This is a genomic window from Streptomyces sp. NPDC031479 (genome assembly GCF_055581065.1).
On sequence record NZ_JBVIKC010000031.1, the window covers coordinates 39400 to 63744 of the forward strand.

Sequence of the window (24345 nt, forward strand, 5' to 3'; positions counted from 1 at the left end):
ATGCCTGCCCGGTCACCCCCCGCCCGGCACGGACGCGTCGTCCGGTCAGGTCTGCCGGAAGGCAGGGCTCCCGTCCCGGCCGTTCCGTACGGGTGCATCCTCGCACCTGTCGCGTTCGACACGCCCGGCACCCGCCCACAATTGATCTTGATCGGTCACGGGTGGGCCGGCCCACCGTACGAATACGGACAGGGAGCTGCGCAAAATCGCCTCCGGCATACCCCGCATACCTCACCCTTCGCACATATGTGCGGCAACCAACCTCCGTCGGCCCGCGTCTTCCCCGGGGACACCCCCTAGAGTTGGGCCGGAAACCCACTCAGCGGAATCAGCCGGAACACTCCGGGAAAGACCCGACCACACGACAGCAGGGGAGCGCGAGACGTGCGGCCAGTCGGCAGCAAGTACCTGCTCGAAGAGCCGCTCGGACGCGGCGCGACGGGCACCGTCTGGCGGGCCCGCCAGCGGGAGACCGCCGGCGCGGAAGCGGCCGTCGCCGGGCAGCCCGGCGAGACCGTGGCCATCAAGGTCCTCAAGGAGGAGCTGGCCCAGGACGCGGACATCGTCATGCGCTTCCTGCGCGAGCGTTCCGTCCTGCTGCGCCTGACCCACCCCAACATCGTCCGCACCCGCGACCTCGTCGTCGAGGGGGACCTGCTGGCCCTGGTCATGGACCTGATCGACGGCCCGGACCTGCACCGGTACATCCGCGAGAACGGCCCCTTCAGCCCGGTCGCCGCGTGCCTGCTGACCGCGCAGATCGCCGACGCGCTCGCCGCCAGCCACGCCGACGGCGTCGTCCACCGCGACCTGAAGCCCGCCAACGTGCTGCTCGACGAGCGCGGCGGCCAGATGAAGCCGATGCTCACCGACTTCGGCATCGCGCGCCTGGCCGACTCCCCGGGCCTGACCCGCACCCACGAGTTCGTCGGCACCCCCGCCTACGTGGCGCCCGAGTCCGCCGAGGGCCGCCCGCAGACCTCCGCCGTCGACATCTACGGCGCCGGCATCCTCCTCTACGAGCTCGTCACCGGCCGCCCGCCCTTCGCCGGCGGCACCGCGCTCGAAGTGCTCCACCGCCACCTCAGCGAGGAGCCCCAGCGGCCCCCGAGCGTGCCCGAGCCGCTGTGGATCGTCATCGAGCGCTGCCTGCGCAAGGAGCCCGACGAGCGCCCCAGCGCCGAGAACCTGGCCCGCGGCCTGCGCGTGGTCGCCTCCGGCATCCGCGTGCACTCCTCGCCCGACGAGGTCGAGGCCGCGCTCGGCGTCGGCGCCCTGCTCGTGCCCGACCCCTCGCCCGCGCCCGTCCCCACCGTGCCCGGTGCCGCCGACCCGACGCAGGCGCTGCCCGCCGGGGCCGGGGCCGCGCAGCCGGGCGCGTACGACGCGTACGACCCGAACGCCATGACCAGCGTGCTGCCGCCGATCGGCGGGGGCGACGCCACCACCGTGCTGCCCAGCACCGGGGCCCCGGGCGCGCCCGGCGGCGCCCCGGACCCGACCTCCGTCATGCCCCCCGTGCAGCGGCCCGACAGCCCGCACCCGTGGGAGTCGCAGATGAGAGCCGCCCGGGACCGCAACGAGCAGACGCAGATGCACTACCTCGACCCGAGCGAGGACCCGCTGCGCCGCCGCCCCCAGCGGCAGGCCCCGCCGCCCCCGCAGCACCAGCCCCGGCCGCAGCAGCAGCAGTACCCGCAGCAGCCTCCGCAGCAGCAGCAGCCTCAGTACCGCCCGGCACCTTCGCCGCAGCAGTACCAGCAGCCGCAGCAGTATCAGCAGCCGCAGTACCAGCAGCCCCAGCAGCAGTACCAGCCCCAGCAGTACCAGCAGCCGCAGCAGCCCCAGTACCAGCCGCCGCAGCCGCCTCCGCAGCAGCAGCGGCCCCAGGCACAGGCCCGGCCGCAGGCACCCCAGCAGCAGCGGCCCCCGCGCGAGCCCCGTGAACCGCGCGAGCCCCGCCGCCGCAGCGCCAACCCGGTCCGGATCCCCGGCCTCGGCTGCCTCAAGGGCTGCCTGGTCATGATCCTGCTGCTGTTCATCGGCGGCTGGCTGGTCTGGGAGCTCACCCCGCTCCAGGAATGGGTCGGCACCGGCAAGAACTGGTGGGACCAGGTGTGGAGCTGGGGCAGCGACGCCGTCGACTTCGTCACCTCGATCGGGGACTCGGCGAGCGGCGGCGGTGGCACGCCCTGAGGCCGGCCGACAGCCCCTGAGGCCCGGCCGAGGCCCGGCCGAGGTCCCGCCGAAGGGCTCCCGTAGCGCCGACTTCGTGGATTTGTCGACATCCAGGACGTGATTTCGCCCGCAGAAGTGAAGGTCGCCGCGATCCGGAGCCTCCAACCCCCATTCGGCCGCGTAGCTTTGTCGCGTACTCCAGCCGCTGAGGGAGCAGTCGTGGCACGGAAGATCGGCAGCCGGTACACCGCGCACCAGATCCTGGGGCGCGGCAGCGCGGGCACGGTGTGGCTCGGCGAGGGGCCCGACGGGCCCGTCGCCGTCAAACTGCTGCGCGAGGACCTCGCCTCCGACCAGGAACTGGTCGGACGCTTCGTCCAGGAGCGCAGTGCGCTGCTCGGGCTGGAGCACCCCCACGTCGTGTCCGTCCGCGACCTCGTCGTCGACGGCAACGACCTCGCCCTCGTCATGGACCTCGTCCGCGGCACGGACCTGCGCACGCGCCTCGACCGCGAGCGGCGGCTCGCCCCCGAGGCGGCCGTGGCCATCGTCGCCGACGTCGCCGACGCCCTCGCCGCCGCCCACGCGGCCGGGGTCGTCCACCGGGACGTCAAGCCGGAGAACGTACTCCTCGACATGCAGGGCCCCCTCGGGCCGGGCGGCGCCCACCCCGCGCTGCTCACCGACTTCGGCGTGGCCAAGCTCATCGACTCCCCCCGGCGGGCGGCCGGGGGCCGGGCCACCGCGCCGACCACCCGGATCATCGGGACGCCGGACTACCTCGCGCCGGAGATAGTGGAAGGCCTGCCCCCGCGGGCGGCCGTCGACATATACGCCCTGGCCACCGTGCTGTACGAGCTGCTCGCCGGGTTCACCCCCTTCGGCGGGGGCCATCCGGGCGCGGTGCTGCGCCGGCACGTGACCGAGACCGTGGTGCCGCTGCCGGGGATCCCCGACGAGCTGTGGCAGCTCATGGTCCAGTGCCTGGCCAAGGCCCCCGCCTCGCGGCTTCGGGCCTCGGAGCTGTCCGTCCGGCTGCGGGAGCTGCTGCCGCTGCTGGCCGGGATGCCGCCGCTGGACGTGGACGAGCCGGACGACGCCGAAGCGGAACCGGAGCCCTCGGAGGAACCGGCGGCCGATCCCGTACGCCGGCGGGGCGTGGTCCCGCTGGTACCGGGTTCCGCGACGGACTCCAACCGGGACACCCACACCTCCATGCGCGTGCCGGCCCCCGACGAGCTGGCCGGCGGCGCCCTCGGCACCGCCCGCGTCCCGCGTCCGGCCGGCGGCCACCGTCCGGGCTCCGCCCGGCACCGGGCCGAGGCCGCGCGCAAGCGGCGGCTGGTGCTCTCGGCGTCGGCGCTGGCGCTGGCCGCCGCGGTGGGAGTGGGGAGCTGGCTCGCGGTGTCGGGCGGCGAGGACCCCGCGCCGCCGAAGCAGGACGGCAAGCACTCCGCCCCGGCGCCCCGCTAGGACCGCCCCGGCGCCCCGCTGGGCCCGCCCCGGACCCTGCCGGGCCCCGCTCCGGCCCCGCCGGGCCCCGTCCGGGGCCCGGCCGCCGTGCGGGCTACGCCGTGGCGAGTTCCGGGTGCCAGCGCCGGGCGACCTCCGGGTGGGCGCGGACCCAGCCCTTGAGCTCGTTGCGCCCGTACTCCGCGTGCAGCGGGTTCGAGGCGTCCTGGTCGATGCCGGGTGCCCCGCGCAGGTAGTCCCCGGGGACGGTCTCCACGACCGCGTCCAGCCGGGGGTTGTAGAAGAACGGCACCGAGAACCGCTCCACCGCGCCCGGCGGGCTGACCACCCGGTGGTCGGTGGCCCGCAGGTACCCCTCGGTGGCGATCTCCAGCAGCTCGCCCAGGTTGACCACGAAGGCCCCCGGCAGTGGCGGGATGTCGACGTACGCGCCGTCCCGGACCACCTGGAGCCCGCCCACCGAGTCCTGCAGGAGCAGCGTCAGGAACCCGTAGTCCTTGTGCGCACCCACCCCCTGGTCGGCGCCCGACGGGGCGGACCCGGGGTAGCGGATCAGCTTCGTGTGCAGGTGGGGGCGGTCCGCGAAGGCCGCGTCGAAGAAGTCGGCGGGGGCGCCGATCGAGGCGAGCAGCTCCCGGAGCAGCCGGTGCGCCACCGCCGCCAGCCGCGTCTGCCAGTCCAGGACCACCCCCCGCAGCTCCGGCAGCGCCGCCGGCCACTGGTTGGGGCCCTCCAGCCACAGGTACGCCGGGTCATCCGGCCCCAGCACCGGAGCCGGCCGCTCCGCGCCGACGTCGAGCTGGTCGCGCCAGTCGGAGGAGCCGCCCGTCAGCTCGTGCCCGATCCGGGTGTAGCCCCGGAAGTGCGGGGAGTTCAGATTGCTCACCGAGATCCGGTCCGCCTCCGGCAGCGCGAAGAACGCCCTGGTCAGCTCCAGGATCCGGGCGGTTTCGGCCTCGCCTATGCCGTGCCCGGTCAGGTACAGGAAGCCGGTGTCCCGGGCGGCGGCGTGCAGCTGCTTCAGGAAGTCGGCCCGCTCGGCCGGGTCGTCCGCCCGGGAGAGGTCGATGACGGCGAGCGACGCCGAGGAGGACGAGGAGGAGAGCGTGGCGGAAGAAGTAGAGGAGGAGGGGTGCGCGGACGGCATGACGGCTCCGTTTCGGATGTCACGGGGTCCTGTGCCCCGGAGATGGCGGGGCAGCGGGTGGGAGCGCACCGCCGGCAGGGATGGCGCCGGGGCGGCGGGGCCGCGTACAGGACCGAAGTCGGATCGGGGTGGATCAGGCTCGTGCGAGGTCCGGCGGCAGACAGCTCGTGGTGGTGACACGCATGTGGTCCACATGGCGACGCTTCACGAGTAGAACGGTCATACGGTGAGGGTACGCCCGTACCCACCCCTCTCCGTACGGGTTGATCCGGCCTGGCCGGAGAGTGCCGTCCGGGGACCGGCTACGCTGGACCCGTGGCAGTCGTCGATGTTTCCGAAGAGCTGAAGTCCCTCTCCTCGACCATGGGGTCGATCGAGGCCGTCCTGGACCTCGACAAGCTGAGGGCAGATATCGCCGTGCTCGAGGAGCAGGCCGCCGCGCCGTCCCTGTGGGACGACCCGGACGCCGCCCAGAAGATCACGAGCAAGCTTTCGCACCTCCAGGCGGAGGTGCGCAAGACCGAGACCCTGCGCGGCCGCATCGACGACCTCGCGGTGCTGTTCGAGCTCGCCCAGGAGATGGACGACGCGGACACCCTCGCCGAGGCCGAGGTCGAGCTCGTCTCCGTCCGCAAGGCGCTGGACGAGATGGAGGTCCGCACCCTTCTCTCCGGCGAGTACGCCGAACGCGAGGCGCTGGTCAACATCCGTGCCGAGGCCGGCGGCGTCGACGCCTCCGACTTCGCCGAGCGCCTCCAGCGCATGTACCTGCGCTGGGCCGAGCGGCACGGCTACTCCACCGAGATCTACGAGACCTCGTACGCGGAAGAGGCCGGCATCAAGTCGACCACCTTCGTCGTCAAGGCCCCGTACGCCTACGGCACCCTTTCCGTCGAGCAGGGCACGCACCGCCTCGTGCGCATCTCGCCCTTCGACAACCAGGGCCGCCGCCAGACCTCCTTCGCGGGCGTCGAGGTGCTCCCGGTCGTCGAGACCAGCGACCACGTCGAGATCGACGAGACCGAGCTGCGCGTGGACGTGTACCGCGCCTCCGGCCCCGGCGGCCAGGGCGTCAACACGACCGACTCGGCCGTGCGCATCACGCACCTCCCGACCGGCATCGTCGTCTCCTGCCAGAACGAGCGTTCGCAGATCCAGAACAAGGCCAGCGCGATGAACGTGCTCCAGGCCAAGCTGCTGGAGCGCCGCCGTCAGGAGGAGCAGGCCAAGATGGACGCCCTCAAGGACGGCGGCAGCTCCTGGGGCAACCAGATGCGCTCCTACGTCCTGCACCCGTACCAGATGGTCAAGGACCTGCGCACGGAGTTCGAGGTCGGCAACCCGCAGGCGGTCCTCGACGGCGAGATCGACGGCTTCCTGGAGGCCGGCATCCGCTGGCGCAAGCAGCAGGAGCAGAGCGCGTAACGCGCCCCGCGAGCGAAGGGCCCGGACACCCTCAGGTGTCCGGGCCCTTCGTCCTTACGTGTGATCGGGACGCGGCGTCGGCTACGCGGTCCGAGCCACCAACGCCAGTGCCGCCACCAGCGCCACCAGAAGCGCGATGAGCGTCACCGGATTCAGCCCGGCGAAGGGGCCCTCCTGCTGGAGGCGCTCCCGGTTCGCCCGGCACACAGGGCATCGGCCCTGGCTGACGGGTGCCGCGCAGTTCGCGCACACGAGCCGGTCATATGTCATGCGCTCCTCCTCTCGTCCCCTTCGTTAACGGCGTGGGGACCGAGTCCGTTCCCCTTACCACTGTGCCAGCTCCGCCGACATTCGGCGCGGCCCGTCCGGGCAACCGCGGAACCGCACCGCCGACAGCCGGGATATATCGGGGCAAGTGCGGATGCCGGGTCCACACCTCGCGCCCGGTCGCGTATGGTCACGCACACCTACTCCCGGCGACCGTGGTGCACCCGTGATCCGATTCGACAACGTCTCCAAGTCCTACCCGAAGCAGAACCGTCCCGCACTCAGAGACGTCTCCCTGGACATCGCCAAGGGCGAGTTCGTCTTCCTGGTCGGCTCCTCCGGCTCCGGCAAGTCCACGTTCCTGCGGCTGGTGCTGCGCGAGGAGCGGGCGAGCCACGGTCAGGTGCACGTCCTGGGCAAGGACCTCGCCAAGCTCTCCAACTGGAAGGTCCCGCACATGCGGCGCCAGCTGGGGACCGTCTTCCAGGACTTCCGCCTCCTGCCCAACAAGACGGTGGCCGAGAACGTCGCCTTCGCGCAGGAGGTGATCGGCAAACCGCGCGGCGAGATCCGCAAGGCCGTCCCGCAGGTGCTGGAGCTGGTCGGCCTCGGCGGCAAGGAGGGGCGGATGCCGGGCGAGCTCTCCGGCGGCGAGCAGCAGCGCGTCGCCATCGCCCGCGCCTTCGTCAACCGGCCCGCCCTGCTGATCGCGGACGAGCCGACGGGCAACCTCGACCCGCAGACCTCCGTCGGGATCATGAAGCTGCTGGACCGGATCAACCGCACCGGCACCACCGTGATCATGGCGACGCACGACCAGCAGATCGTCGACCAGATGCGCAAGCGCGTCATCGAACTCGAACAGGGCCGACTCGTGCGCGACCAGTCGCGCGGCGTCTACGGCTACCAGCACTGAAAGGTCCCCAGACGCCATGCGCGCCCAGTTCGTCATGTCGGAGATCGGCGTCGGCCTCCGCCGCAATCTCACCATGACCTTCGCGGTCATCATCTCCGTGGCCCTGTCGCTGGCCCTCTTCGGGGGCTCCCTCCTCATGCGCGACCAGGTCAGCGCGATGAAGGGGTTCTGGTACGACAAGGTCAACGTCACCGTCTACCTCTGCACCAAGAACGACGCCATCGACGCGGCGGGCGCCCCGGCCGCCGCCGGGGCGCCCGCCGCGGGCGGCGGCAAGCCCTGCTCCAAGGGGGCGGTGACCCCCGAGCAGAAGCAGGGCATCGAGACCGAGCTCAAGAAGATGGCACTCGTCCAGACCGTCATGTACGAGTCCTCGGACGAGGCCTACAAGCACTACAAGGAGCGCTTCGGGCACACGGCGCTCGCCTCGGTGGTCACCCCGGACCAGATGCCCGACTCCTTCCGGGTCAAGCTGCGCAACCCGGAGAAGTACGCGGTCATCACCTCGGCCTTCGCCGGCCGTGACGGGGTCCAGTCGGTCGCCGACCAGAGCAGCGAGCTCGACAACCTCTTCGCCCTGCTCGGCACCCTCAACTGGGCGGCGCTCGGCATCATGCTGATCATGCTGATCGTGGCCCTGCTGCTGATCGTCAACACGGTGCGCGTCTCGGCGTTCAGCCGTCGGCGGGAGACCGGCATCATGCGCCTGGTGGGCGCCTCCGGCTTCTACATCCAGGTGCCGTTCATCATGGAGGCGGCCGTGGCCGGCCTCATCGGCGCGGGCCTCGCCTGCGGCATGCTCGGCGCGGGCCAGTACTTCGTCATCGACCACGGCATCGCGCTCCGGGACAAGCTCCAGCTGATCAACTTCATCGGCTGGGACGCCGTCCTCACCAAGCTCCCCCTGGTCCTGGTGATCGGCCTCCTGATGCCCTCCCTGGCGGCCTTCGTCGCGCTGCGCAAGTACCTCAAGGTGTGATGAGCGCCCCGCTCCCGGTCCGGCCAACCAGCCGTACCGCGGCGGGGCTTGTCCTAGACTCGGCGCCATGCCGGGTCTGCCCGCTTTCTGTCTCCGGCCCCGCGACCTGCGTCGCGGGGCCGTTCTGACGTTGCTCTTCCTCGCCTCCGTGGGCGCCGGGGCGGGTAGCGGGTCCTGGGCGCCGAAGGAAGCGGACGCCGACCGGCCGCTCGCCCTCACCGGTACTCCGTTACCCGCCCCGCGCCGGAGCGGGACCGCGGACCGGGAGGCCGTCGCGCGCGCCGCCGCCGAGGCCGTCGCCGAGGGCAAGTCCGGCAAGAAGGCCGCCCAGGAGGTGGTCAGCCGCAGCGGCGACCGCTGGGGCACCGTCTACGACCGGGGCGAGTACGCGGCCTTCGCCGAGGACCTCGACGGACACTGGACCGGGGTCGGCCTCTGGACCGGGCGCCACCACGACGGCGTGATCGAGGTCGAACGGGTCCAGCCCGACAGCCCCGCCGCCCGGGCCGGCCTGCGCGCCGGGGACCGGCTGCTGAGCGTGGACGGCCGTGCCGTGACCGGGCTCGCCGTGGCCGACGTGGTGGCGCTGCTGCGCGGCGAGGCCGGCACCCCGGCGGTGCTCGGCCTCAGCCGGGACGGCGCAGGCCTCACCGAGACCCTCCGTCGGGAGCGGCTGCGCGTCGAACCGGTGACCGTGCGCAGGCTCGCGGACGGCATCACCGTGATCAAGGTGGCCTCCTTCACCCGGGGTTCGGGGGAGCGGGTGCGCGACGCCGTCCGCGCGGCCCCGCCCGGCGCCGGGGTGATGCTGGACCTGCGCGGCAACCCGGGCGGTCTGGTCACGGAGGCGGTGACGGCGGCCTCCGCGTTCCTGGACGGCGGGCTCGTGGCGACGTATGACGTACGGGGCTCCGAGCGCGCCCTGTACGCCGCCCCGGGCGGGGACACGGTCCGCCCCCTGGTGGCCCTGGTCGACGGCGGCACGATGAGTGCGGCCGAGCTGGTCACGGGCGCCCTCCAGGACCGGGGCCGGGCCGTCACCGTCGGCTCCCGGACCTTCGGCAAGGGCTCGGTGCAGATGCCCACCGAGCTCCCGGACGGCTCGGTGGCGGAGCTGACGGTGGGCACGTACCGCACCCCGGGCGGCCGCAGCCTCGACGGCGGGGGCATCACCCCCGACCTGACGGCGGCGGGGGACGGCGCGGAGGAGCGGGCGCGGACGGTATTGGGTGGCACCGGGGTGGGTCCGTAGTGCGAAAATGACCGCACTATGGCTAAGGAAAAAGGGCGCAAGCTGATCGCCCAGAACAAGAAGGCGCGGCACGACTACACGATCATCGACACCTACGAGTGCGGGATCGTGCTCACGGGCACCGAGGTCAAGTCCCTGCGCCAGGGCCGGGCCTCGCTGGTGGACGGCTTCGTGTCGGTCGAGGGCCGCGAGGTGTGGATGTACAACGTCCACGTGCCGGAGTACAGCCAGGGCACCTGGACCAACCACAGCGCGCGGCGCAAGCGCAAGCTCCTCATGCACCGGGAGGAGATCGACAAGCTGGAGCGCAAGGCGGACGAGTCGGGTCACACCGTCGTGCCGCTGGCCCTGTACTTCAAGGACGGCCGCGCGAAGGTGGAGATCGCGCTGGCGAAGGGCAAGAAGGAGTACGACAAGCGGCAGACCCTGCGGGAGAAGCAGGACACCCGCGAGACGAACCGCGCCATCTCGGCGATCCGGCGCAAGCAGCGGGGCACGGTTTAATCTCCTGGCACGCGGTGGTCCACTTCGCGTACCATGGCGTCAGCGCCTCCCGCTCGCGGGTGGTGCCGTTGAAAACAAAACATGGGGATGATCGGTTTCGACAGCGGATGTCGATGCAGGGGAAGCGAGCCGAGGAAGCGGCAATGATCTCGCTAACCACATGTCGCAAACAATAATCGCCAACTCCAAGAGCGATAACTCCCGCTTCACCCTCGCTGCCTAATAACAGTGAGCTGAAGCCTCTGTGAGGAGCGTCAGCCCGGAAGTGGTCCCGGTCCGGATCCTGGCGTCAACTAGGGATCTAAACCTCTAGCCCCGGTCACGGGGGTTGGAGGGAAACCAAACAGTGACTGAGCCCGTCGGAGACTTGTCCGTGTGATCTCCGGGGCTGAGAAAAGCGCAGCGGACTGCGCTCGGAGAAGCCCTGCTTCTGCACCGTTGGACGCGGGTTCGATTCCCGCCATCTCCACTCATCCCATGTGACAGAGAGCGCCAGCGACCACACCGGTCCTGGCGCTCTCTGCTGTGCCCGGGCCGGAGGTCACGGCCGGTCAGTAGTGGTAGCGCGCCTTGAGGATCTTCACTTCCTTGTCGTCCACGCGGTACACGAGCCGGTGTTCGTCATCGATGCGGCGGGACCAGTAGCCGGACAGGTCGCCCTTCAGGGGTTCCGGCTTGCCGGTTCCGGTGAACGGGGTGCGCTGGGCCTCGCCGATCAGGCGCGTGATCCTGACGGCCTTCCTCCGGTCGGACGCCAGCCAGAACAGGAAGTCCTCCCAGGCGTCGGGATCGAAGCTGACGTCCCTCACTCGTCACCGGCCGCGTCGGCCCCGAGGGACTCCAGTTCCTCCAAGGTCTTGGTGATGCCGGCCTCGCCTGCCTTGTCGCGGGCGACGGCCTCCATCAGGCGGCGGGCGTTGGCCGGGGAGCGGAGCAGATAGACGGTCTCCTGCCAGGACTCGTAGTCCTCGGCGGACATCAGGATGGCGTCACCCGCGTTGGAGGTGATGCGCGTGACGGTGTGGTCGGCGGCCACCTCCTTGATGAGGTTGAACAGGTTGGCGCGTGCGGAGGTCGCCGAGACGGCGGGTGTGGACACGGGTGCCCCTCTCGCGTACGGGAAACAGACATGTACCGGTTTCCGGTACATAAGAACGCTACCACCTGTACCGGATTCCCGTACGTGGTGAGTGGTGAAGGCCCCGCGGCCGGACGGCTGCGGGGCCTTCACGGGGCGTGGGCCCGGCGGGGTGGGCCGGGTCAGGCGCAGAACGGGAAGGGCGCTGGGGAGGAGCCCGGTCATCGCGGGGCGCGCGGGCCGGCCGTGAGTACCACGCGGGTACGGTCACTCGGGGGCCGGAGCGACAGGGCGAACAGGGCGGCAGCGGCCGGGAGGGCGTACGCGGTCGTGGTCCCCAGGTGGTCGACGGCCAGACCGGCCGCGGCGGACCCGGCGGCGATGCCCGCCAGGATCGCCGTGACCGCGAGGGTCATGCCCTCGTTGAGGCGGCCCTCGGGCGTCAGGGCGTGCACGCGGGACATGGCCGTCACCATCACCGGGGCCGTGGCCGTCCCCGCCAGCAGCAGGGCCCCGGCCAGCAGCGTCAGCGAACCCGTGGCCGCCGCGGCCCAGGGCAGCGCCATCGCGCAGGCCAGCCCGGCCAGGCAGGCCCGCAGGCTCCGGGGCCGCAGGGTCCCGTAGAGCAGTCCGGCCGCGCAGGAGCCGGCCGCCTGGAGCGCCAGCACCGGGCCGCTCCAGGCGCCGAGCCCCCGCCCGGTGAGGTGGGCGACCGAGGTGACCTCCATCGACCCGAACACCACCCCGGTGGCGAGGAACAGGGCGAGCAGCGGGAACAGCGCGCGCACCGGAGAGGGCCCGCGGACGGACCTGCGCCCGGCCGGCGGGGGCTCCGTGGCGCGGTGCGCGGTGAAGACGAGCATGCCGGTGAGGAGCAGCACCGCCCCGGTGAGGGTGCCGGCCTCGGGGAAGGCGGAGGTGCAGAGCAGGGCCGCGAGGACCGGGCCCAGCATGTAGCAGAGCTCGTCGGCCGCCTGCTCGAAGGACATCGCCGTGTGGTGCGCCTCCCGGGGCAGCAGATGCGTCCAGCGGGCCCGGGACAGACCGCCGATGTTGGGGGTCGTCGCGGTGGCCGCGTAGGAGGCGAACAGCGTCCAGGTGGGGGCTCCGGTCCGCACGCACACGATCAGGCAGAGCGAGCCGAGGACCGCGATCACGGTCGCCGGCACCGCGATCCGGGCCTGGCCGTGGCGGTCGACCAGCCGGGCCGTCCACGGCGCGACCACGGCGGTGGCGGCCAGTCCGGTCGCGGTGACCGCGCCGGCGAGGGCGTACGAGCCGCGCTGTCCGGCGATCATCATGACCGCGCTGATCCCGAACATCCCCATGGGGAGACGGGCGAGGAGGTTCCCGGCCGTGAAGCCGCGGGTGCCGGGGAGGGCGAAGAGACGGGCGTACGGGCCGCCCGCGCGGGCGGAGGCGGGGCGGGCGGGTGCGGGGGAGGAAGCGGGGGCGGCCAGGACCAGGGTGCTGCCGGTCACGGCCATCAGCGGGGTTCTCTGCGGCATGCCCCGATCCTGCGGTCCGGCCCGTACGACGGTCCAACACCTGTTCCGGCGCCATTCACGCACCCGTGTTGTCAATCCGCGTTGCTAGTCTCCGCGGGTGAACTCCCGTGACGTCGACCCCCGGCTGCTGCGCGGCTTCCTCGCCGTGGCCGAGGAGCTGCACTTCTCCCGCGCCGCCGCCCGGCTCTACGTCGCCCAGCAGGCCCTGAGCCGCGATGTGCGCCGCCTCGAACAGGTACTGGGCTCCGCGCTGTTCGTCCGCACCACCCGGGCGGTGGAACTCACCCTCGACGGGGAGCGGCTGCTGCCCCACGCCCGCGAGGTGCTGCGCGCCCACGAGGAACTGGCCGCGGCCTTCGCCGGTCCGCCCCGGGCCCTGCTCGTCGACGTGAACACCGACGGGCCCGGCACCGGCCGGCGGGTCCTGGAGCACGCCCGCGAACTCGCCCCCGGCTGCGAGCTGATGGCCCGCTTCGAGAGCGGGCTCACCCATGCCGCCGCCGAGATCGCCGCCGGCCGGCTCGACGTCTCCTTCGGGTACGCGGCCGGGCTGGCCCCCGCGCTGCGGTCCCGGCTCGCCCACCGGCCCGTCCGCTACGAACCGCTCGCCGTACTGCTGCCCGAGGACCACGCCCTGGCCGCCCGCGCCGAGGTGCCGCTGGCCGCGCTGGCCGGGGAGAGCGTGTACGCGGGCGCCGGGAACCCGCGGACCCTGGAGTGGACCGGGCTGGCCCGCGAGCTGTTCGCCGGGCGGGGCATCGCGCTGGCGCCGCCCGCGCCGGTGGCGGTGGGCAAGGAGGAGTTCGGGAGGGTGATGGCCAAGACCCGCACCCCGGTCCTGGCGACCGTGGACTTCGCCGAACTGCCCGGCTGCGTGAAACGGCCCCTGGTGGACCCCGTACCGCTCTCCCCGCTCGCCCTGGTGTGGCGCAGGGACCTGCGCCATCCCGGCCTGGACTCCCTCCAGCGGGCGGCCGACGGCCTGGCGGCCGCGCACGGCTGGCTGGAAGTCCCCCCGGGCAGCTGGCTCCCGGCGGCGCTCACACCGGGCGCCGCCCCCGGGTGAGCGGGAGGTTTCCCGCCGGTCATCCGGCGGGGACCGGGGCCGAAACGGGCCGTTCCTACCGTCGTTCCCACGGACGCGACAGATGGGGAGGCGTGTGATGACCCGTACCACCGCACCACGCGAGAGGGGCCGCTGGATCCAGCGGTGGGACCCCGAGGACGAGACGTTCTGGCGGGAATCGGGCGAGCGGATCGCCCGCCGCAACCTCCTCTACTCCGTGTTCTCCGAACACATCGGCTTCTCCATCTGGTCCCTGTGGTCGGTGATGGTGCTCTTCATGGGCCCCGGCTACGGGATCGACCCGGCCGGCAAGTTCTTCCTCATCGCCACCGCCACCTGCGTCGGCGCCCTGGTCCGGATCCCCTACACCTTCGCCGTCGCCCGCTTCGGCGGCCGCAACTGGACCGTCGTCAGCGCCCTGCTGCTGCTCGTGCCGACGGTGGCCGCGCTGGTGGTCATGGAGCCCGGAACCCCGTACGGGACCTTCCTGGCCGTGGCCGCGCTGACCGGCGTCGGCGGCGGCAACTTCGCCTCCTCGATGACCAACATCAACGCCTTCTTCCCCCTCCGCAAGAAGGGCTGGGCCCTCGGCCTCAACGCGGGCGGCGGGAACATCGGCGTCCCCGTCGTCCAGCTCGCCGCGCTGCTCGTCATCGCCACCGCCGGGGCCGGGCACCCGCGCCTGCTGCTCGCCGCCTACCTCCCCCTGATCGTGGCCGCGGCCGTGCTGGCCCTCGTCCGCATGGACAACCTGGCACCCGTGCGCGCCGACGCGGGCGCCGTACGGGAGGCGGCCCGCCAGCCCCACACCTGGATCATGGCCTTCCTCTACGTCGGCACCTTCGGCTCCTTCATCGGCTACGGCTTCGCCTTCGGGCTGGTCCTGCAGACCCAGTTCGGGCGCACCCCGCTCCAGGCCGCCTCGATGACCTTCCTCGGCCCGCTCCTCGGCTCCCTGTCCCGGCCCGTGGGCGGGGCGCTCGCGGACCGGTTCGGCGGGGCGCGGATCACCCTGGCCGCCTTCGTGGCGATGGCCGCGGCCACCGGGGTGGTCGTCCTGGCCTCCGTACGCGAATCCCTGCCCGTGTTCCTGACCGGCTTCGTCGCCCTCTTCGCGCTCAGCGGGGCCGGCAACGGCTCCACCTACAAGATGATCCCGGGGATCTTCCACGCCAAGGCCCTGGCGCGGGGCCTGGAGGGCGAGGAGGCGGCCGCGTACGGGCGGCGGATCTCCGGGGCCGCCATGGGCCTGATCGGCGCCGTGGGGGCCCTCGGCGGGCTCGGCATCAACCTGGTGTTCCGCCAGGCCTTCCAGGACTCCGGCTCCGGAACGGCCGCCTTCGTCACCTTCCTCGCCTTCTACGCGGCGTGCTGCGCCGTCACCTGGTCCGTATACCTCCGCCGGCCGCGGCAGCGCCCCAGGGCCGCCCCCGGAGCCCCGGGAGCCCCCGGAACCACCGCGAAGGCGCAGCTCACCTCCGTGTGAGGCGGGCCCGGTGCCGTGCGCGTTACGGCACCGAAATACGGCGGAACCGAGCCTGACACGACCCCTTGACAGGCTCGGTCCCGCGACGTGACACCCGCCCGGGCCCCGGACCCCGGGCAACGGCAGCCGAGGCAGGTCACCCCCCATGGACGAAGCAACGCACGGCCCCCTGGCGGGCTTCACCGTCGGCGTGACCGCCGCCCGGCGCGCCGACGATCTGATCGCCCTGCTGCGCCGGCGCGGCGCGAGCGTGGTGCACGCACCCGCGCTGCGGATCGTTCCCCTCGCCGACGACGGCGAGCTGATGGCCGCCACCAAGGAACTCATCGACTGCCCCCCGGACGCGGTCGTCGCGACCACCGCCATCGGCTTCCGGGGCTGGATCGAGGCCGCCGACGGATGGGGGATCGGCGAAGGGCTGCTGGAGCGGCTGCGCACCGCCGAACTGCTGGCGCGCGGGCCCAAGGTGAAGGGGGCCGTACGGGCCGCGGGGCTGGTGGAGGACTGGTCGCCGGGGTCGGAGTCCCTCGCGGAGGTGCTGGACCGGCTGCTGGCCGGCGGGGTCGCCGGACGGCGGATCGCGCTGCAGTTGCACGGGGAGCCGCTGCCCGGGTTCGTGGAGGCGCTGCGCGCGGGCGGGGCCGAGGTGGTGCCGGTGCCCGTGTACCGGTGGATGCCGCCGCAGGACCTGGCGCCGCTGGACCGGCTGCTGGACGCGGTCGCCGTCGGGGCGCTGGACGCCGTCAGCTTCACCTCGGCGCCCGCCGCCGTCTCGCTGCTGTCCCGCGCCGGGGAACGGGGGCTGCGGGAGGCCGTGGTGGAGGCGCTGCGCGGGCCGGTGCTCAGCGCCTGCGTCGGGCCCGTGACGGCGCTGCCTCTCCAGGCCGAGGGGATCCCCACCGTGGCGCCGGAGCGGTTCCGGCTGGGGCCGCTGGTGCAGCTGCTCTGCCAGGAACTGCCCGGCCGGGCACGGGTGTTGCCGGTCGGGGGCCGCCGGCTGGAGATCCGGGGCCGGGCGGTGCTCGTCGACGGCGCGCTGCGGCCGGTGCCGCCCGCCGGGATGGCGCTGCTGACGGCCCTGGCCCGGCGTCCGGGGTGGGTGGTGTCACGGGCCGAACTGCTGCGGACGCTGCCGGGGGCGGGGCGCGACGAGCACGCCGTGGAGACCGCGATGGCCCGGCTGCGGGCGGCGCTGGGGGCGCCGAAGCTGATCCAGACGGTGGTCAAGCGGGGGTACCGGCTGGCGCTGGACGCCGGGGAGTGCGGAGGCGGCGCTTCCGTCCGCTGAGGGGGTGCGCGCCGTCGTGGGGGTCGGTTAGCGTGCTCGGATGATCATTGACGGAGTGGAGATGAGGGGCGTCACGGTCGACGACGCCGCGGCGCTGGCCGTTGTGGTGGCCCGCAACCGGGAGGCCATGAAGCCCTACGAGCCCTTCCGGCGCGAGGAGTTCTACACGGAGGCCGGCCAGCGGGCCCGGATCGAGGCGCTGCTCGCGGAGCGCGAGTCCGGCCTCACCCTCCCGTTCCTGCTGGTCGCGGACGGGACCCCGGTCGGCTCGATCAACCTCGGCTCCATCGCCCTCGGGCCCCTGCGCAGCGGCGGCATCGGCTACTGGGTCGACCGCGACTGGCACGGCAAGGGCCTGGCCACCGCCGCCGTCGAGGAGGTCTGCCGGATCGCCCGCGACGAGGTCGGCCTGCACCGGGTCGAGGCCGGGACCCTGCTCGACAACGTCGCCTCCCAGCGGGTCCTGGCCAAGACGGGCTTCACCGAGTTCGGAGTCGCCCCCCGCTACCTCCACATCAACGGCGCCTGGCGCGACCACCGCCTCTTCCAGCGCCTCCTGCACGACGACCCGCCGCCGAAGTAACGGGCGGGGGCTTCGGCCCGGGGGGTTCCGCAACGCACGTGGCGGCGGCACTCTGGGGAGGCGACCCACGGGGGCCCACGGCGACCGAGGCGGTGACCGGCATGTGGTTCGACTCCGGGCGGGTCTGTCTTGACCTGCTGGCCACCTCCACGCCCCACGGGGACGCGGAGGGCATCGGTGACACCGACGAGCTGAGGCTGTGGCTGGTCGGCGCCGGACTGGTGCCCGACCGGACCCCGCTCGCCCGGCTGGGGCCCGACTGGGTGGCGGCCTTCCGCGGGCTGCGCGCCGACGTGGGCACCCTCGTACGGGCCGCCCTGGCCGGGGCCGGCCCCGAGGAGGACGCCCTCGCCCGGATCAACACGGCGGCCGCCGGCCCGCCCCCGGGCCTGTGTGCCGTACGGGACCGGGAGGGGCACCTGGTACGGGAGTTGTGCGGCGGGGTCGAGTGCGCGGGGCTCCTGGCGGCGGTGGCCCGGGACGCGGTGGAACTCCTCACCGACCCCGGCGACCTGGCCCTGCTGCGCGCCTGCGAGGGCGACGGCTGCGCCCGCGTCTACCTCGACACCTCCCGGGGCCACCGCCGCCGCTGGTGCTCCAGCGAACTGTGCGGCAACCGCGAACGCGTGGCCCGCCACCGGAGGCGGGTGCGGACGGCGGTGGGCGCGGGGGAGGGGTAGGGCGGGGGCCGGGGTCGGGCGCCCGCGGCGAGGGCCCGCCATCTCCCCCTCGACCCCGCGTGGCCGCCCGGCGCCTGCCCACCGCCTCCCGGGTGCGGGCGGGGGCTGCGCTGCGGCGGGATCCCTGCTGGTCCGCCTCAGGGAGGGTTCGGGGGTTTCCCGTCAGTCTCATCGTCTCTCCGCGTCGGGCCGGTCCCTCAAGGGCGCTCCCTTCGGTCGCGTCGCTCCGCGATGGCCTTCGGCCACCCTTGACCGACCGACCCGCCACGGAAATCCGAAGACTGCCGGGAAACCCCCAAAAGATACGGTCCACGGGGAGGAGGGGGAGGAGGGGGAGGAGCGGGCACCTCAGCGAAGCGAGACCCGCCTCCGCCCAGTCCCGCATTCCGGCCCGACATTCCATCGGCCCTCGGCCTGGGCCGCCCCAACCGCCCGATACGACGACCACAGCGACCAACGGGCCCCACGCGCGCCAGATCGCTACGCGCTTCGCACGGCATGGCGTCCGCCGGCCGTCCGGGGCTGCTACCCGCGCCAAAGGACGGCCAGAGCGCCCTGCGGAGCCCCCGGACGCGCCAGATCGCTACGCGCTCCTCATTCCTCGGCGTCTGCGGGCCGTCCCGCATACGACGTCGCCAGGATGACCGCACGTCAGGCCCTCGGCGTGCTCCAGAACGAAGGCCTCGCGGAGGCGCGGAAGGGAGCCGGCGTCTTCGTGCGGACGTTCAAGCCCCTGCGGCGCCGAGGCATCGAGCGGCTGGCACAGGAGCAGTGGGGCTCGGGGCGCTCCGTCTGGTCCGCCGACACCGAGGACCGGGAGCTCGTCGTCGACCAGGTCGAGGTACGGGAGGAGGCGGTCGGCCGCCTCGCCGACGCTCTCGGCCTCTCCGCCGGGTCCCGGGTGTGGGTGCGCAGCCGCCGTTTCGTGCTCGACGGTAAACCCGTCCTCTTCGCGACGTCGTACCTGCCGTCCGACGTGGTCGCCGACTCCGCCATCACGCGGGCCGACACCGGCCCCGGTGGAACGTACGCCCGGCTGGCCGAACTGGGCCACGAGCCCGTTCACTTCCGTGAGGAGATCCGCTGTCGGATGCCTTCGGCCGACGAAGCCGAGCGGCTTTCCCTTTCGCTGGGCACACCGGTCGTCCAGATCGTCCGCACCGCGTTCGCCGAGGGCGGTCGGGCCGTCGAAGTCAACGAGATGACCCTGGACTCCGCCTCCTACGTCCTGGAGTACGAGTTCGACGCCTGATCCACCGGTGACCAGCCCGAGACGGCCGTCGGACGCCATGCCGTGCGGAGCGCGTAGCGATCCGGTGCGCCGGTGGGGCCCGTTGGTCGCTGTGGTCGTCGTGTCGGGTGGTTTGGGCGCCCCGGGCCGGGGCCGATGAGGGATTGGGCCCGGAATGCGGGACCGGGCGGAGACGGGTCTCGCTTCGCTGAGGTGCCCGCCCCGCCCCCGCCCCCGCCCCCGCCCGGGAGGCGGGTGGGCAGGCGTCGGGCGGCCACGCGGGGTCGAGGGGGAGATGGCGGGTCCGTGGCCCCGCCCCGTACCCGTACGTATCCGTGCGATTCGTCCGGCGCGCGGAACCGGCGTGCGGACAGGGCCCGGGTTCGCGTACGGTTGACGGTCGCCCATGCACGTCAGAAGGGGGCCTTGGTGGCCGCGCAGAATGCCGCTGTCGACAGCACGGCGGATTCCGTCCGCGATCGGGAGATCGCGGCCGAGCAGACGCATCTCGATCAGGTGTACCGACGCCTTGAGGAGAAGATCCACGAGGCCGAGTTCCTGATGAACGACGCCGCCAAGCGGGGGCAGGTCGGCACGCCCGGCGCCCTCGCCGAGCGCGACGCGCAGGTCTTCCGCGCCGGGATCCACCTCAACCGGCTGAACAACGAGTTCGAGGACTTCCTCTTCGGGCGGATCGACCTCGTGCTGGGGAAGGACGGTGAGCGCGGTCCCGACGGCGCGTACACCTCCGTCGAGCCCGCCGACGACGCGATCCGCCCCGACCTCACCGCCGAGATCGCCGAGACCCTGCACATCGGGCGGATCGGCGTGCTCGACACCGACTACGCGCCGCTCGTCATCGACTGGCGCGCCCCGGCGGCCGCGCCGTTCTACCGCTCCACCCCCAAGGACCCCGGCCGCGTCGTGCGCCGCCGCGTGATCCGCTCCAAGGGCCGCAAGGTGCTCGGCGTCGAGGACGACCTGATGCGCCCCGAGCTCACCGCCACCCTGGACGGCAAGGAGCTGCCCGCCATCGGCGACGGCGCCCTGATGGCCGCGCTCGGGCGGGCCCGTACGCACTCCATGCGGGACATCGTCTCCTCCATCCAGGCCGAGCAGGACCTGGTGATCCGCGCTCCCGCCGCCTCCGTCGCGGAGGTCGCCGGCGGGCCCGGCACCGGGAAGACGGCCGTCGCCCTGCACCGGGCCGCGTACCTGCTCTACCAGGACCGGCGGCGCTACTCCGGCGGCATCCTGATCGTCTCCCCGACGCCGCTGCTCGTCGCCTACACCGAGGGCGTCCTGCCCTCCCTCGGCGAGGAGGGCCAGGTCGCCATCCGCGCGCTGGGCTCCCTCGTCGACGGGGCCGAGGCGACGACGTACGACGACCCGCCGGTGGCGCGGATCAAGGGCTCCTCCCGGATGCTCAAGGTGCTCCGCAAGGCCGTGCGCGGCGCGCTGGAGCTCGGGAACGCTCCCGAGCGGCTGCGCGTCGTGGCCTTCGGGCGGCGCCAGGAGCTGGAGGCTCCCGAGCTCGACCGGATCCGCCAGACCGTGCTCAGCGGCACCGCCCCGGTGAACCTGCTGCGCCCGCGCGCCCGCAAGCTGCTGCTCGACGCCCTCTACGCGAAGTCCGGCCAGTCGGGCCGGCACAGCGACCCGGAGCTGGCCGCCGAGCTGCGTTCCGCGTTCGACGAGGACATCTCCACCGAGGACGACTTCATCGGGTTCCTGAACGCCTGGTGGCCGGAGCTGACCCCGCGCAAGGTGCTGGCCGCGATGGCCGACGAGCGGCGCCTGGGCCGCTGGTCGCGCCGGGACCTGAACCCCCGCGAGACCCGCCAGCTGGCCCGTTCCCTGCGCCGGGTCGGCCCGGACGGCAAGGGGCCCCTGTCGGTGCACGACGTGGCCCTGCTGGACGAGCTGCACCAGCTGCTCGGCGCGCCCGCGCGGCCCAAGCGCAGGCGGGAGATGGATCCGCTCGACCAGCTCAGCGGGCTGGAGGAGCTGATGCCGACCCGCGAGGAGACGCAGTGGGAGCGGGCCGAGCGGATCGCGGCCGAGCGCACCGAGTACGCGCACGTGATCGTGGACGAGGCCCAGGACCTGACGCCGATGCAGTGGCGGATGGTGGGCCGGCGCGGCCGGTCGGGCACCTGGACGGTGGTCGGCGACCCGGCGCAGTCCTCGTGGACGGACCCCGACGAGGCGGCCGCCGCCCGTGACGAGGCCCTGGGGCGCCGCCCGCGCAGGCGGTTCACCCTGACCGTGAACTACCGCAACCCGGCCGAGGTGGCCGAGGTGGCCTCCCGGGTGCTGAAGCTGGCGGCGCCCGGGATGGAGCCGCCGACCGCGGTGCGCTCCACCGGCCTGGAGCCCCGTTTCGCGGCGGCCGGGGACGATCTGGGCGCGGCGGTCCGCGAGGAGACGCAGCGGCTGCTGGAGCAGGTGGACGGCACGGTCGGCGTGGTCGTGGCCATGGACCGGCGCGCGGAGGCCGCGGGCTGGCTCGCGGACCTCGGCGGGCGGGCGGTGGCGCTGGGCAGCCTGGAGGCCAAGGGCCTGGAGTACGACGCCACGGTGGTCGTCTCCCCGGCGGAGATCGCCGAGGAGTCCCCGGCGGGCCTGCGGGTGCTCTACGTGGCCCTGACGCGTGCGACGCAGCAGCTGACGGTGGTCTCGGCGGCGGGCGACCGGCCGGGCGAGGACGGCGTACCGGAGCTGCTGCGCCCCTGACGGGCCCGGGCGGGACCGGGCCCCGCCCCCGCCCCCGCCCCGGGCCCGTCCCCGCCCCGGTGGGGCCGGATGGCCCGCGGCCAGGCGCGTGAGCCGGGAGACCGACTCGTCGGAGGGGGGATCACATCCGGCGATCCTTTGTTAGCCTGGGTACGACACCGGCTCGATCCAAGCCCCCGGGCCCAACCTTCGTCGCCTAGAGCGACCACTTGCCGCGAGGCGAGCATGGCGGGTCGGTGTCGTCAGTCTGAGCGGGAACACCAGGTCCGCGCCCTCCACCCAGTGGGGGGCGCGGACCTGTTTTGTATTAACCCACCATTCCACCGGCCCCCGGTATCTCGTATGGTGGAAGTGTTCTTCCGAAATTTGTAGCTGGTTACCTTTTACCGGCTGGTAGGTGGGACGATCGGACAACGGGTCCGTCCACGTCTGCCGTGTGCGGGCCCGTGTACAGCGAAATCAGGGACAGAAGAGGAACACGGCCATGGCAACGGCGCCCAGCGTCTCGTATTCGATGACGGTCCGCCTGGAAGTGCCCGCGAGCGGAACCGCGGTCTCCCAGCTCACCACCGCCGTGGAGTCTTCGGGGGGCTCGGTCACCGGCCTCGACGTGACCGCGTCCGGCCACGCGAAGCTCCGTATCGACGTCACCATCGCCGCCACCTCCACCGCGCACGCCGACGAGATCGTCGAGAAGCTGCGCGGCATCGAGGGCGTCAGCCTCGGCAAGGTCTCGGACCGGACCTTCCTGATGCACCTCGGCGGCAAGATCGAAATGTCGTCCAAGCACCCCATCCGCAACCGCGACGACCTCTCGATGATCTACACCCCGGGCGTCGCCCGCGTGTGCATGGCCATCGCCGAGAACCCGGAGGACGCGCGCCGCCTCACCATCAAGCGCAACTCCGTCGCAGTCGTGACCGACGGCTCCGCGGTGCTGGGCCTGGGCAACATCGGCCCGATGGCCGCGCTGCCCGTCATGGAGGGCAAGGCGGCCCTCTTCAAGCGCTTCGCCGGCATCGACGCGTGGCCCATCTGCCTCGACACGCAGGACGCCGACGAGATCGTCGCGATCGTCAAGGCCATCGCCCCGGGCTTCGCCGGCATCAACCTGGAGGACATCTCCGCGCCGCGCTGCTTCGAGATCGAGGCCCGCCTGCGCGAGGCCCTCGACATCCCCGTCTTCCACGACGACCAGCACGGCACCGCCATCGTCGTCCTCGCCGCCCTGACCAACGCGCTTCGCGTGGTGGGCAAGGCAGTTGGCGACGTCAAGGTGGTCATGTCGGGCGCCGGCGCGGCCGGTACCGCCATCCTCAAGCTGCTCCTCGCGGCCGGCGTCAAGAACGCGGTCAGCGCCGACATCCACGGCGTCGTGCACGCGGACCGCCCCGACCTCGTCGACGCGGCCCCCGACTCCCCGCTGCGTTGGATCGCCGACAACACCAACCCCGAGGGATACACCGGCACTCTGAAGGAGGCCGTGGTCGGCGCCGACGTCTTCATCGGCGTCTCCGCCCCGAACGTGCTGTCCGGCGAGGACGTCGCCGCCATGGCCGAAGGCGCCATCGTGTTCGCGCTCGCGAACCCGGACCCGGAGGTCGACCCGGCCGTCGCCCGTCAGACCGCCGCCGTGGTGGCCACCGGCCGTTCGGACTTCCCGAACCAGATCAACAACGTGCTGGTCTTCCCGGGCGTCTTCCGCGGTCTCCTCGACGCCCAGTCGAGGACCGTGAACACCGACATGATGCTGGCCGCGGCGAGCGCCCTGGCCGACGTCGTCGGCGAGGACGAGCTGAACGCCAACTACATCATCCCGTCCGTCTTCAACGACAAGGTCGCGGGCGCGGTCGCCGGCGCGGTCCGCAAGGCCGCCTCCGCTCCTGTGACGGCGCCCACGTCCGTCTGATCCGGCGCGTCGCGGGGTGCGGGCCGGGCGGGGCGCCTCTAGGGTTGCGGGGATGCCCGCGTGGCCCGCGGTCCGCATCCACGGCGGTCCGACGGGTCCACCCGGCCCGGGGGACCGCTGAAGCCTTCGATGCGGACGGAGCGTCACCGCGGCGTGACTGTGGCGCTTTTCGTGTGACCCTGGCGGGTGCCGGATTGGCTTTCCCGCCGCTGGTGGGGGCAGGATGCGTAACCGGGCGAGAGGGTCTGACGTTCAGACCCGGGTCCGGGGACTGTCCGAGGGCCCTGGCAGCATCGGCTTCGATCTCACGCCTCTAAGGCAAGTTGAACACGGGAGTACAACATGAACCGCAGTGAGCTGGTGGCCGCTCTGTCCGAGCGCGCCGAGGTGACCCGCAAGGACGCCGACGCCGTTCTGGCCGCGCTCGCCGAGACCGTCGGCGAGATCGTCGCCAAGGGCGACGAGAAGGTCACCATCCCCGGCTTCCTGACCTTCGAGCGCACCCACCGTGCCGCTCGCACCGCGCGCAACCCGCAGACCGGCGACCCCATCCAGATCCCGGCCGGCTACAGCGTGAAGGTCTCCGCGGGCTCCAAGCTCAAGGAAGCCGCCAAGGGCAAGTAGTACGCCCTTGTGCCG

The 24345-nt window shown here is 72.9% G+C and carries 20 protein-coding genes, 1 other RNA gene and 1 pseudogene; 17 read left to right on the plus strand and 5 right to left on the minus strand.

Going from position 1 to position 24345, the window contains the following annotated elements; translation table 11 throughout:
• The first annotated feature begins 384 nt into the window (after nucleotides 1-384).
• Both ACZ5D2_RS28160 and ACZ5D2_RS28165 read left to right on the plus strand, forming a co-directional pair.
• Nucleotides 385-2196: a serine/threonine-protein kinase gene (locus ACZ5D2_RS28160; RefSeq protein WP_468933072.1), complete on the plus strand. Its 1812-nt coding sequence runs from the start codon at nucleotides 385-387 to the stop codon at nucleotides 2194-2196.
• A 201-nt stretch (nucleotides 2197-2397) separates the two neighbouring features.
• Nucleotides 2398-3651, plus strand: coding sequence for a serine/threonine-protein kinase (locus tag ACZ5D2_RS28165; protein WP_371678315.1), 1254 nt, complete (start codon nucleotides 2398-2400; stop codon nucleotides 3649-3651).
• Nucleotides 3652-3745: 94 nt separating this feature from the next.
• Here the strand turns inward: ACZ5D2_RS28165 and ACZ5D2_RS28170 are convergent, their stop codons facing one another.
• Nucleotides 3746-4798, minus strand: a complete 1053-nt coding sequence (locus ACZ5D2_RS28170) for an isopenicillin N synthase family dioxygenase (protein WP_371678316.1) — start codon at nucleotides 4796-4798, stop codon at nucleotides 3746-3748.
• Nucleotides 4799-5113: 315 nt separating this feature from the next.
• On the opposite strand from ACZ5D2_RS28170, the gene prfB reads away from it, so the two are divergent.
• The gene (gene prfB, locus ACZ5D2_RS28175; protein WP_371678317.1) at nucleotides 5114-6223 is read left to right on the plus strand and encodes a peptide chain release factor 2; all 1110 of its coding nucleotides are present in this window, start codon (nucleotides 5114-5116) and stop codon (nucleotides 6221-6223) included.
• A gap of 81 nt (nucleotides 6224-6304) precedes the next feature.
• On the opposite strand, the gene ACZ5D2_RS28180 is transcribed toward prfB, so the two are convergent.
• Entirely contained in the window at nucleotides 6305-6493 is a 189-nt protein-coding gene (locus ACZ5D2_RS28180; RefSeq protein WP_030240481.1) for a hypothetical protein, read from the minus strand.
• A 223-nt stretch (nucleotides 6494-6716) separates the two neighbouring features.
• On the opposite strand from ACZ5D2_RS28180, the gene ftsE reads away from it, so the two are divergent.
• From ftsE to ssrA, 5 genes are all read left to right on the plus strand, one after another.
• Nucleotides 6717-7406: a cell division ATP-binding protein FtsE gene (gene ftsE / locus ACZ5D2_RS28185; protein ID WP_030240478.1), complete on the plus strand. Its 690-nt coding sequence runs from the start codon at nucleotides 6717-6719 to the stop codon at nucleotides 7404-7406.
• A gap of 16 nt (nucleotides 7407-7422) precedes the next feature.
• The gene (gene ftsX / locus ACZ5D2_RS28190) at nucleotides 7423-8385 is read left to right on the plus strand and encodes a permease-like cell division protein FtsX (RefSeq protein ID WP_285543260.1); all 963 of its coding nucleotides are present in this window, start codon (nucleotides 7423-7425) and stop codon (nucleotides 8383-8385) included.
• A 67-nt stretch (nucleotides 8386-8452) separates the two neighbouring features.
• The gene (locus tag ACZ5D2_RS28195; protein ID WP_371678318.1) at nucleotides 8453-9637 is read left to right on the plus strand and encodes a S41 family peptidase; all 1185 of its coding nucleotides are present in this window, start codon (nucleotides 8453-8455) and stop codon (nucleotides 9635-9637) included.
• A gap of 18 nt (nucleotides 9638-9655) precedes the next feature.
• Entirely contained in the window at nucleotides 9656-10141 is a 486-nt protein-coding gene (gene smpB / locus ACZ5D2_RS28200) for an SsrA-binding protein SmpB (protein ID WP_030240466.1), read from the plus strand.
• An 83-nt stretch (nucleotides 10142-10224) separates the two neighbouring features.
• Nucleotides 10225-10613: a transfer-messenger RNA gene (gene ssrA, locus ACZ5D2_RS28205) on the plus strand.
• Between the two features lie 79 nt (nucleotides 10614-10692).
• Here the strand turns inward: ssrA and ACZ5D2_RS28210 are convergent.
• The 3 genes from ACZ5D2_RS28210 to ACZ5D2_RS28220 form a co-directional block, all read right to left on the minus strand.
• The gene (locus tag ACZ5D2_RS28210; protein ID WP_371678319.1) at nucleotides 10693-10950 is read right to left on the minus strand and encodes a Txe/YoeB family addiction module toxin; all 258 of its coding nucleotides are present in this window, start codon (nucleotides 10948-10950) and stop codon (nucleotides 10693-10695) included.
• Nucleotides 10947-11240, minus strand: a complete 294-nt coding sequence (locus ACZ5D2_RS28215) for a type II toxin-antitoxin system Phd/YefM family antitoxin (RefSeq protein WP_468933083.1) — start codon at nucleotides 11238-11240, stop codon at nucleotides 10947-10949. Before ACZ5D2_RS28215 ends, ACZ5D2_RS28210 begins: the two co-directional genes overlap by 4 nt.
• Nucleotides 11241-11440: 200 nt before the next feature.
• Nucleotides 11441-12727: an MFS transporter gene (locus ACZ5D2_RS28220; RefSeq protein ID WP_468933085.1), complete on the minus strand. Its 1287-nt coding sequence runs from the start codon at nucleotides 12725-12727 to the stop codon at nucleotides 11441-11443.
• 97 nt (nucleotides 12728-12824) lie between these two features.
• Between ACZ5D2_RS28220 and ACZ5D2_RS28225 the strand changes: the two genes are divergently transcribed.
• The 9 genes and pseudogenes from ACZ5D2_RS28225 (at nucleotide 12825) to ACZ5D2_RS28265 (ending at nucleotide 24330) form a co-directional block, all read left to right on the plus strand.
• Complete coding sequence (locus ACZ5D2_RS28225) at nucleotides 12825-13793, plus strand: LysR family transcriptional regulator (RefSeq protein WP_468933088.1); 969 nt, start codon at nucleotides 12825-12827, stop codon at nucleotides 13791-13793.
• A 97-nt stretch (nucleotides 13794-13890) separates the two neighbouring features.
• The gene (locus ACZ5D2_RS28230) at nucleotides 13891-15279 is read left to right on the plus strand and encodes a nitrate/nitrite transporter (protein WP_468933091.1); all 1389 of its coding nucleotides are present in this window, start codon (nucleotides 13891-13893) and stop codon (nucleotides 15277-15279) included.
• A 145-nt stretch (nucleotides 15280-15424) separates the two neighbouring features.
• Nucleotides 15425-16567, plus strand: a complete 1143-nt coding sequence (locus tag ACZ5D2_RS28235) for a uroporphyrinogen-III synthase (RefSeq protein ID WP_371678323.1) — start codon at nucleotides 15425-15427, stop codon at nucleotides 16565-16567.
• Nucleotides 16568-16607: 40 nt separating this feature from the next.
• A complete protein-coding gene (locus ACZ5D2_RS28240) occupies nucleotides 16608-17150 on the plus strand; it encodes a GNAT family N-acetyltransferase (RefSeq protein WP_371678324.1) in 543 nt (180 codons plus the stop codon).
• A 101-nt stretch (nucleotides 17151-17251) separates the two neighbouring features.
• Nucleotides 17252-17830, plus strand: coding sequence for a CGNR zinc finger domain-containing protein (locus ACZ5D2_RS28245; protein ID WP_371678325.1), 579 nt, complete (start codon nucleotides 17252-17254; stop codon nucleotides 17828-17830).
• Between the two features lie 622 nt (nucleotides 17831-18452).
• Nucleotides 18453-19082 (plus strand): annotated as a pseudogene (locus ACZ5D2_RS28250) (GntR family transcriptional regulator); the annotation flags it as partial.
• 408 nt (nucleotides 19083-19490) lie between these two features.
• Nucleotides 19491-21797 (plus strand): HelD family protein, encoded by a 2307-nt coding sequence (locus tag ACZ5D2_RS28255; protein ID WP_468933097.1) that lies wholly within the window; start codon nucleotides 19491-19493, stop codon nucleotides 21795-21797.
• 484 nt (nucleotides 21798-22281) lie between these two features.
• Nucleotides 22282-23706 (plus strand): NAD-dependent malic enzyme, encoded by a 1425-nt coding sequence (locus ACZ5D2_RS28260; RefSeq protein WP_371678327.1) that lies wholly within the window; start codon nucleotides 22282-22284, stop codon nucleotides 23704-23706.
• A 342-nt stretch (nucleotides 23707-24048) separates the two neighbouring features.
• Nucleotides 24049-24330, plus strand: coding sequence for an HU family DNA-binding protein (locus ACZ5D2_RS28265; protein WP_007264399.1), 282 nt, complete (start codon nucleotides 24049-24051; stop codon nucleotides 24328-24330).
• The last annotated feature ends 15 nt before the right edge of the window (nucleotides 24331-24345 follow it).

Excerpts from the sequence above, each read along its gene's own strand:
- ACZ5D2_RS28170 (WP_371678316.1), bottom strand. The coding sequence starts at position 4,798 with ATGCCGTCCGCGCACCCCTCCTCCTCTACTTCTTCCGCCACGCTCTCC.
- ACZ5D2_RS28180 (WP_030240481.1), bottom strand. The coding sequence starts at position 6,493 with ATGACATATGACCGGCTCGTGTGCGCGAACTGCGCGGCACCCGTCAGC.
- ftsX (WP_285543260.1), top strand. The coding sequence starts at position 7,423 with ATGCGCGCCCAGTTCGTCATGTCGGAGATCGGCGTCGGCCTCCGCCGC.
- ACZ5D2_RS28195 (WP_371678318.1), top strand. The coding sequence starts at position 8,453 with ATGCCGGGTCTGCCCGCTTTCTGTCTCCGGCCCCGCGACCTGCGTCGC.
- smpB (WP_030240466.1), top strand. The coding sequence starts at position 9,656 with ATGGCTAAGGAAAAAGGGCGCAAGCTGATCGCCCAGAACAAGAAGGCG.
- ACZ5D2_RS28220 (WP_468933085.1), bottom strand. The coding sequence starts at position 12,727 with ATGCCGCAGAGAACCCCGCTGATGGCCGTGACCGGCAGCACCCTGGTC.
- ACZ5D2_RS28230 (WP_468933091.1), top strand. The coding sequence starts at position 13,891 with ATGACCCGTACCACCGCACCACGCGAGAGGGGCCGCTGGATCCAGCGG.
- ACZ5D2_RS28235 (WP_371678323.1), top strand. The coding sequence starts at position 15,425 with ATGGACGAAGCAACGCACGGCCCCCTGGCGGGCTTCACCGTCGGCGTG.
- ACZ5D2_RS28240 (WP_371678324.1), top strand. The coding sequence starts at position 16,608 with ATGATCATTGACGGAGTGGAGATGAGGGGCGTCACGGTCGACGACGCC.
- ACZ5D2_RS28245 (WP_371678325.1), top strand. The coding sequence starts at position 17,252 with ATGTGGTTCGACTCCGGGCGGGTCTGTCTTGACCTGCTGGCCACCTCC.
- ACZ5D2_RS28260 (WP_371678327.1), top strand. The coding sequence starts at position 22,282 with ATGGCAACGGCGCCCAGCGTCTCGTATTCGATGACGGTCCGCCTGGAA.
- ACZ5D2_RS28265 (WP_007264399.1), top strand. The coding sequence starts at position 24,049 with ATGAACCGCAGTGAGCTGGTGGCCGCTCTGTCCGAGCGCGCCGAGGTG.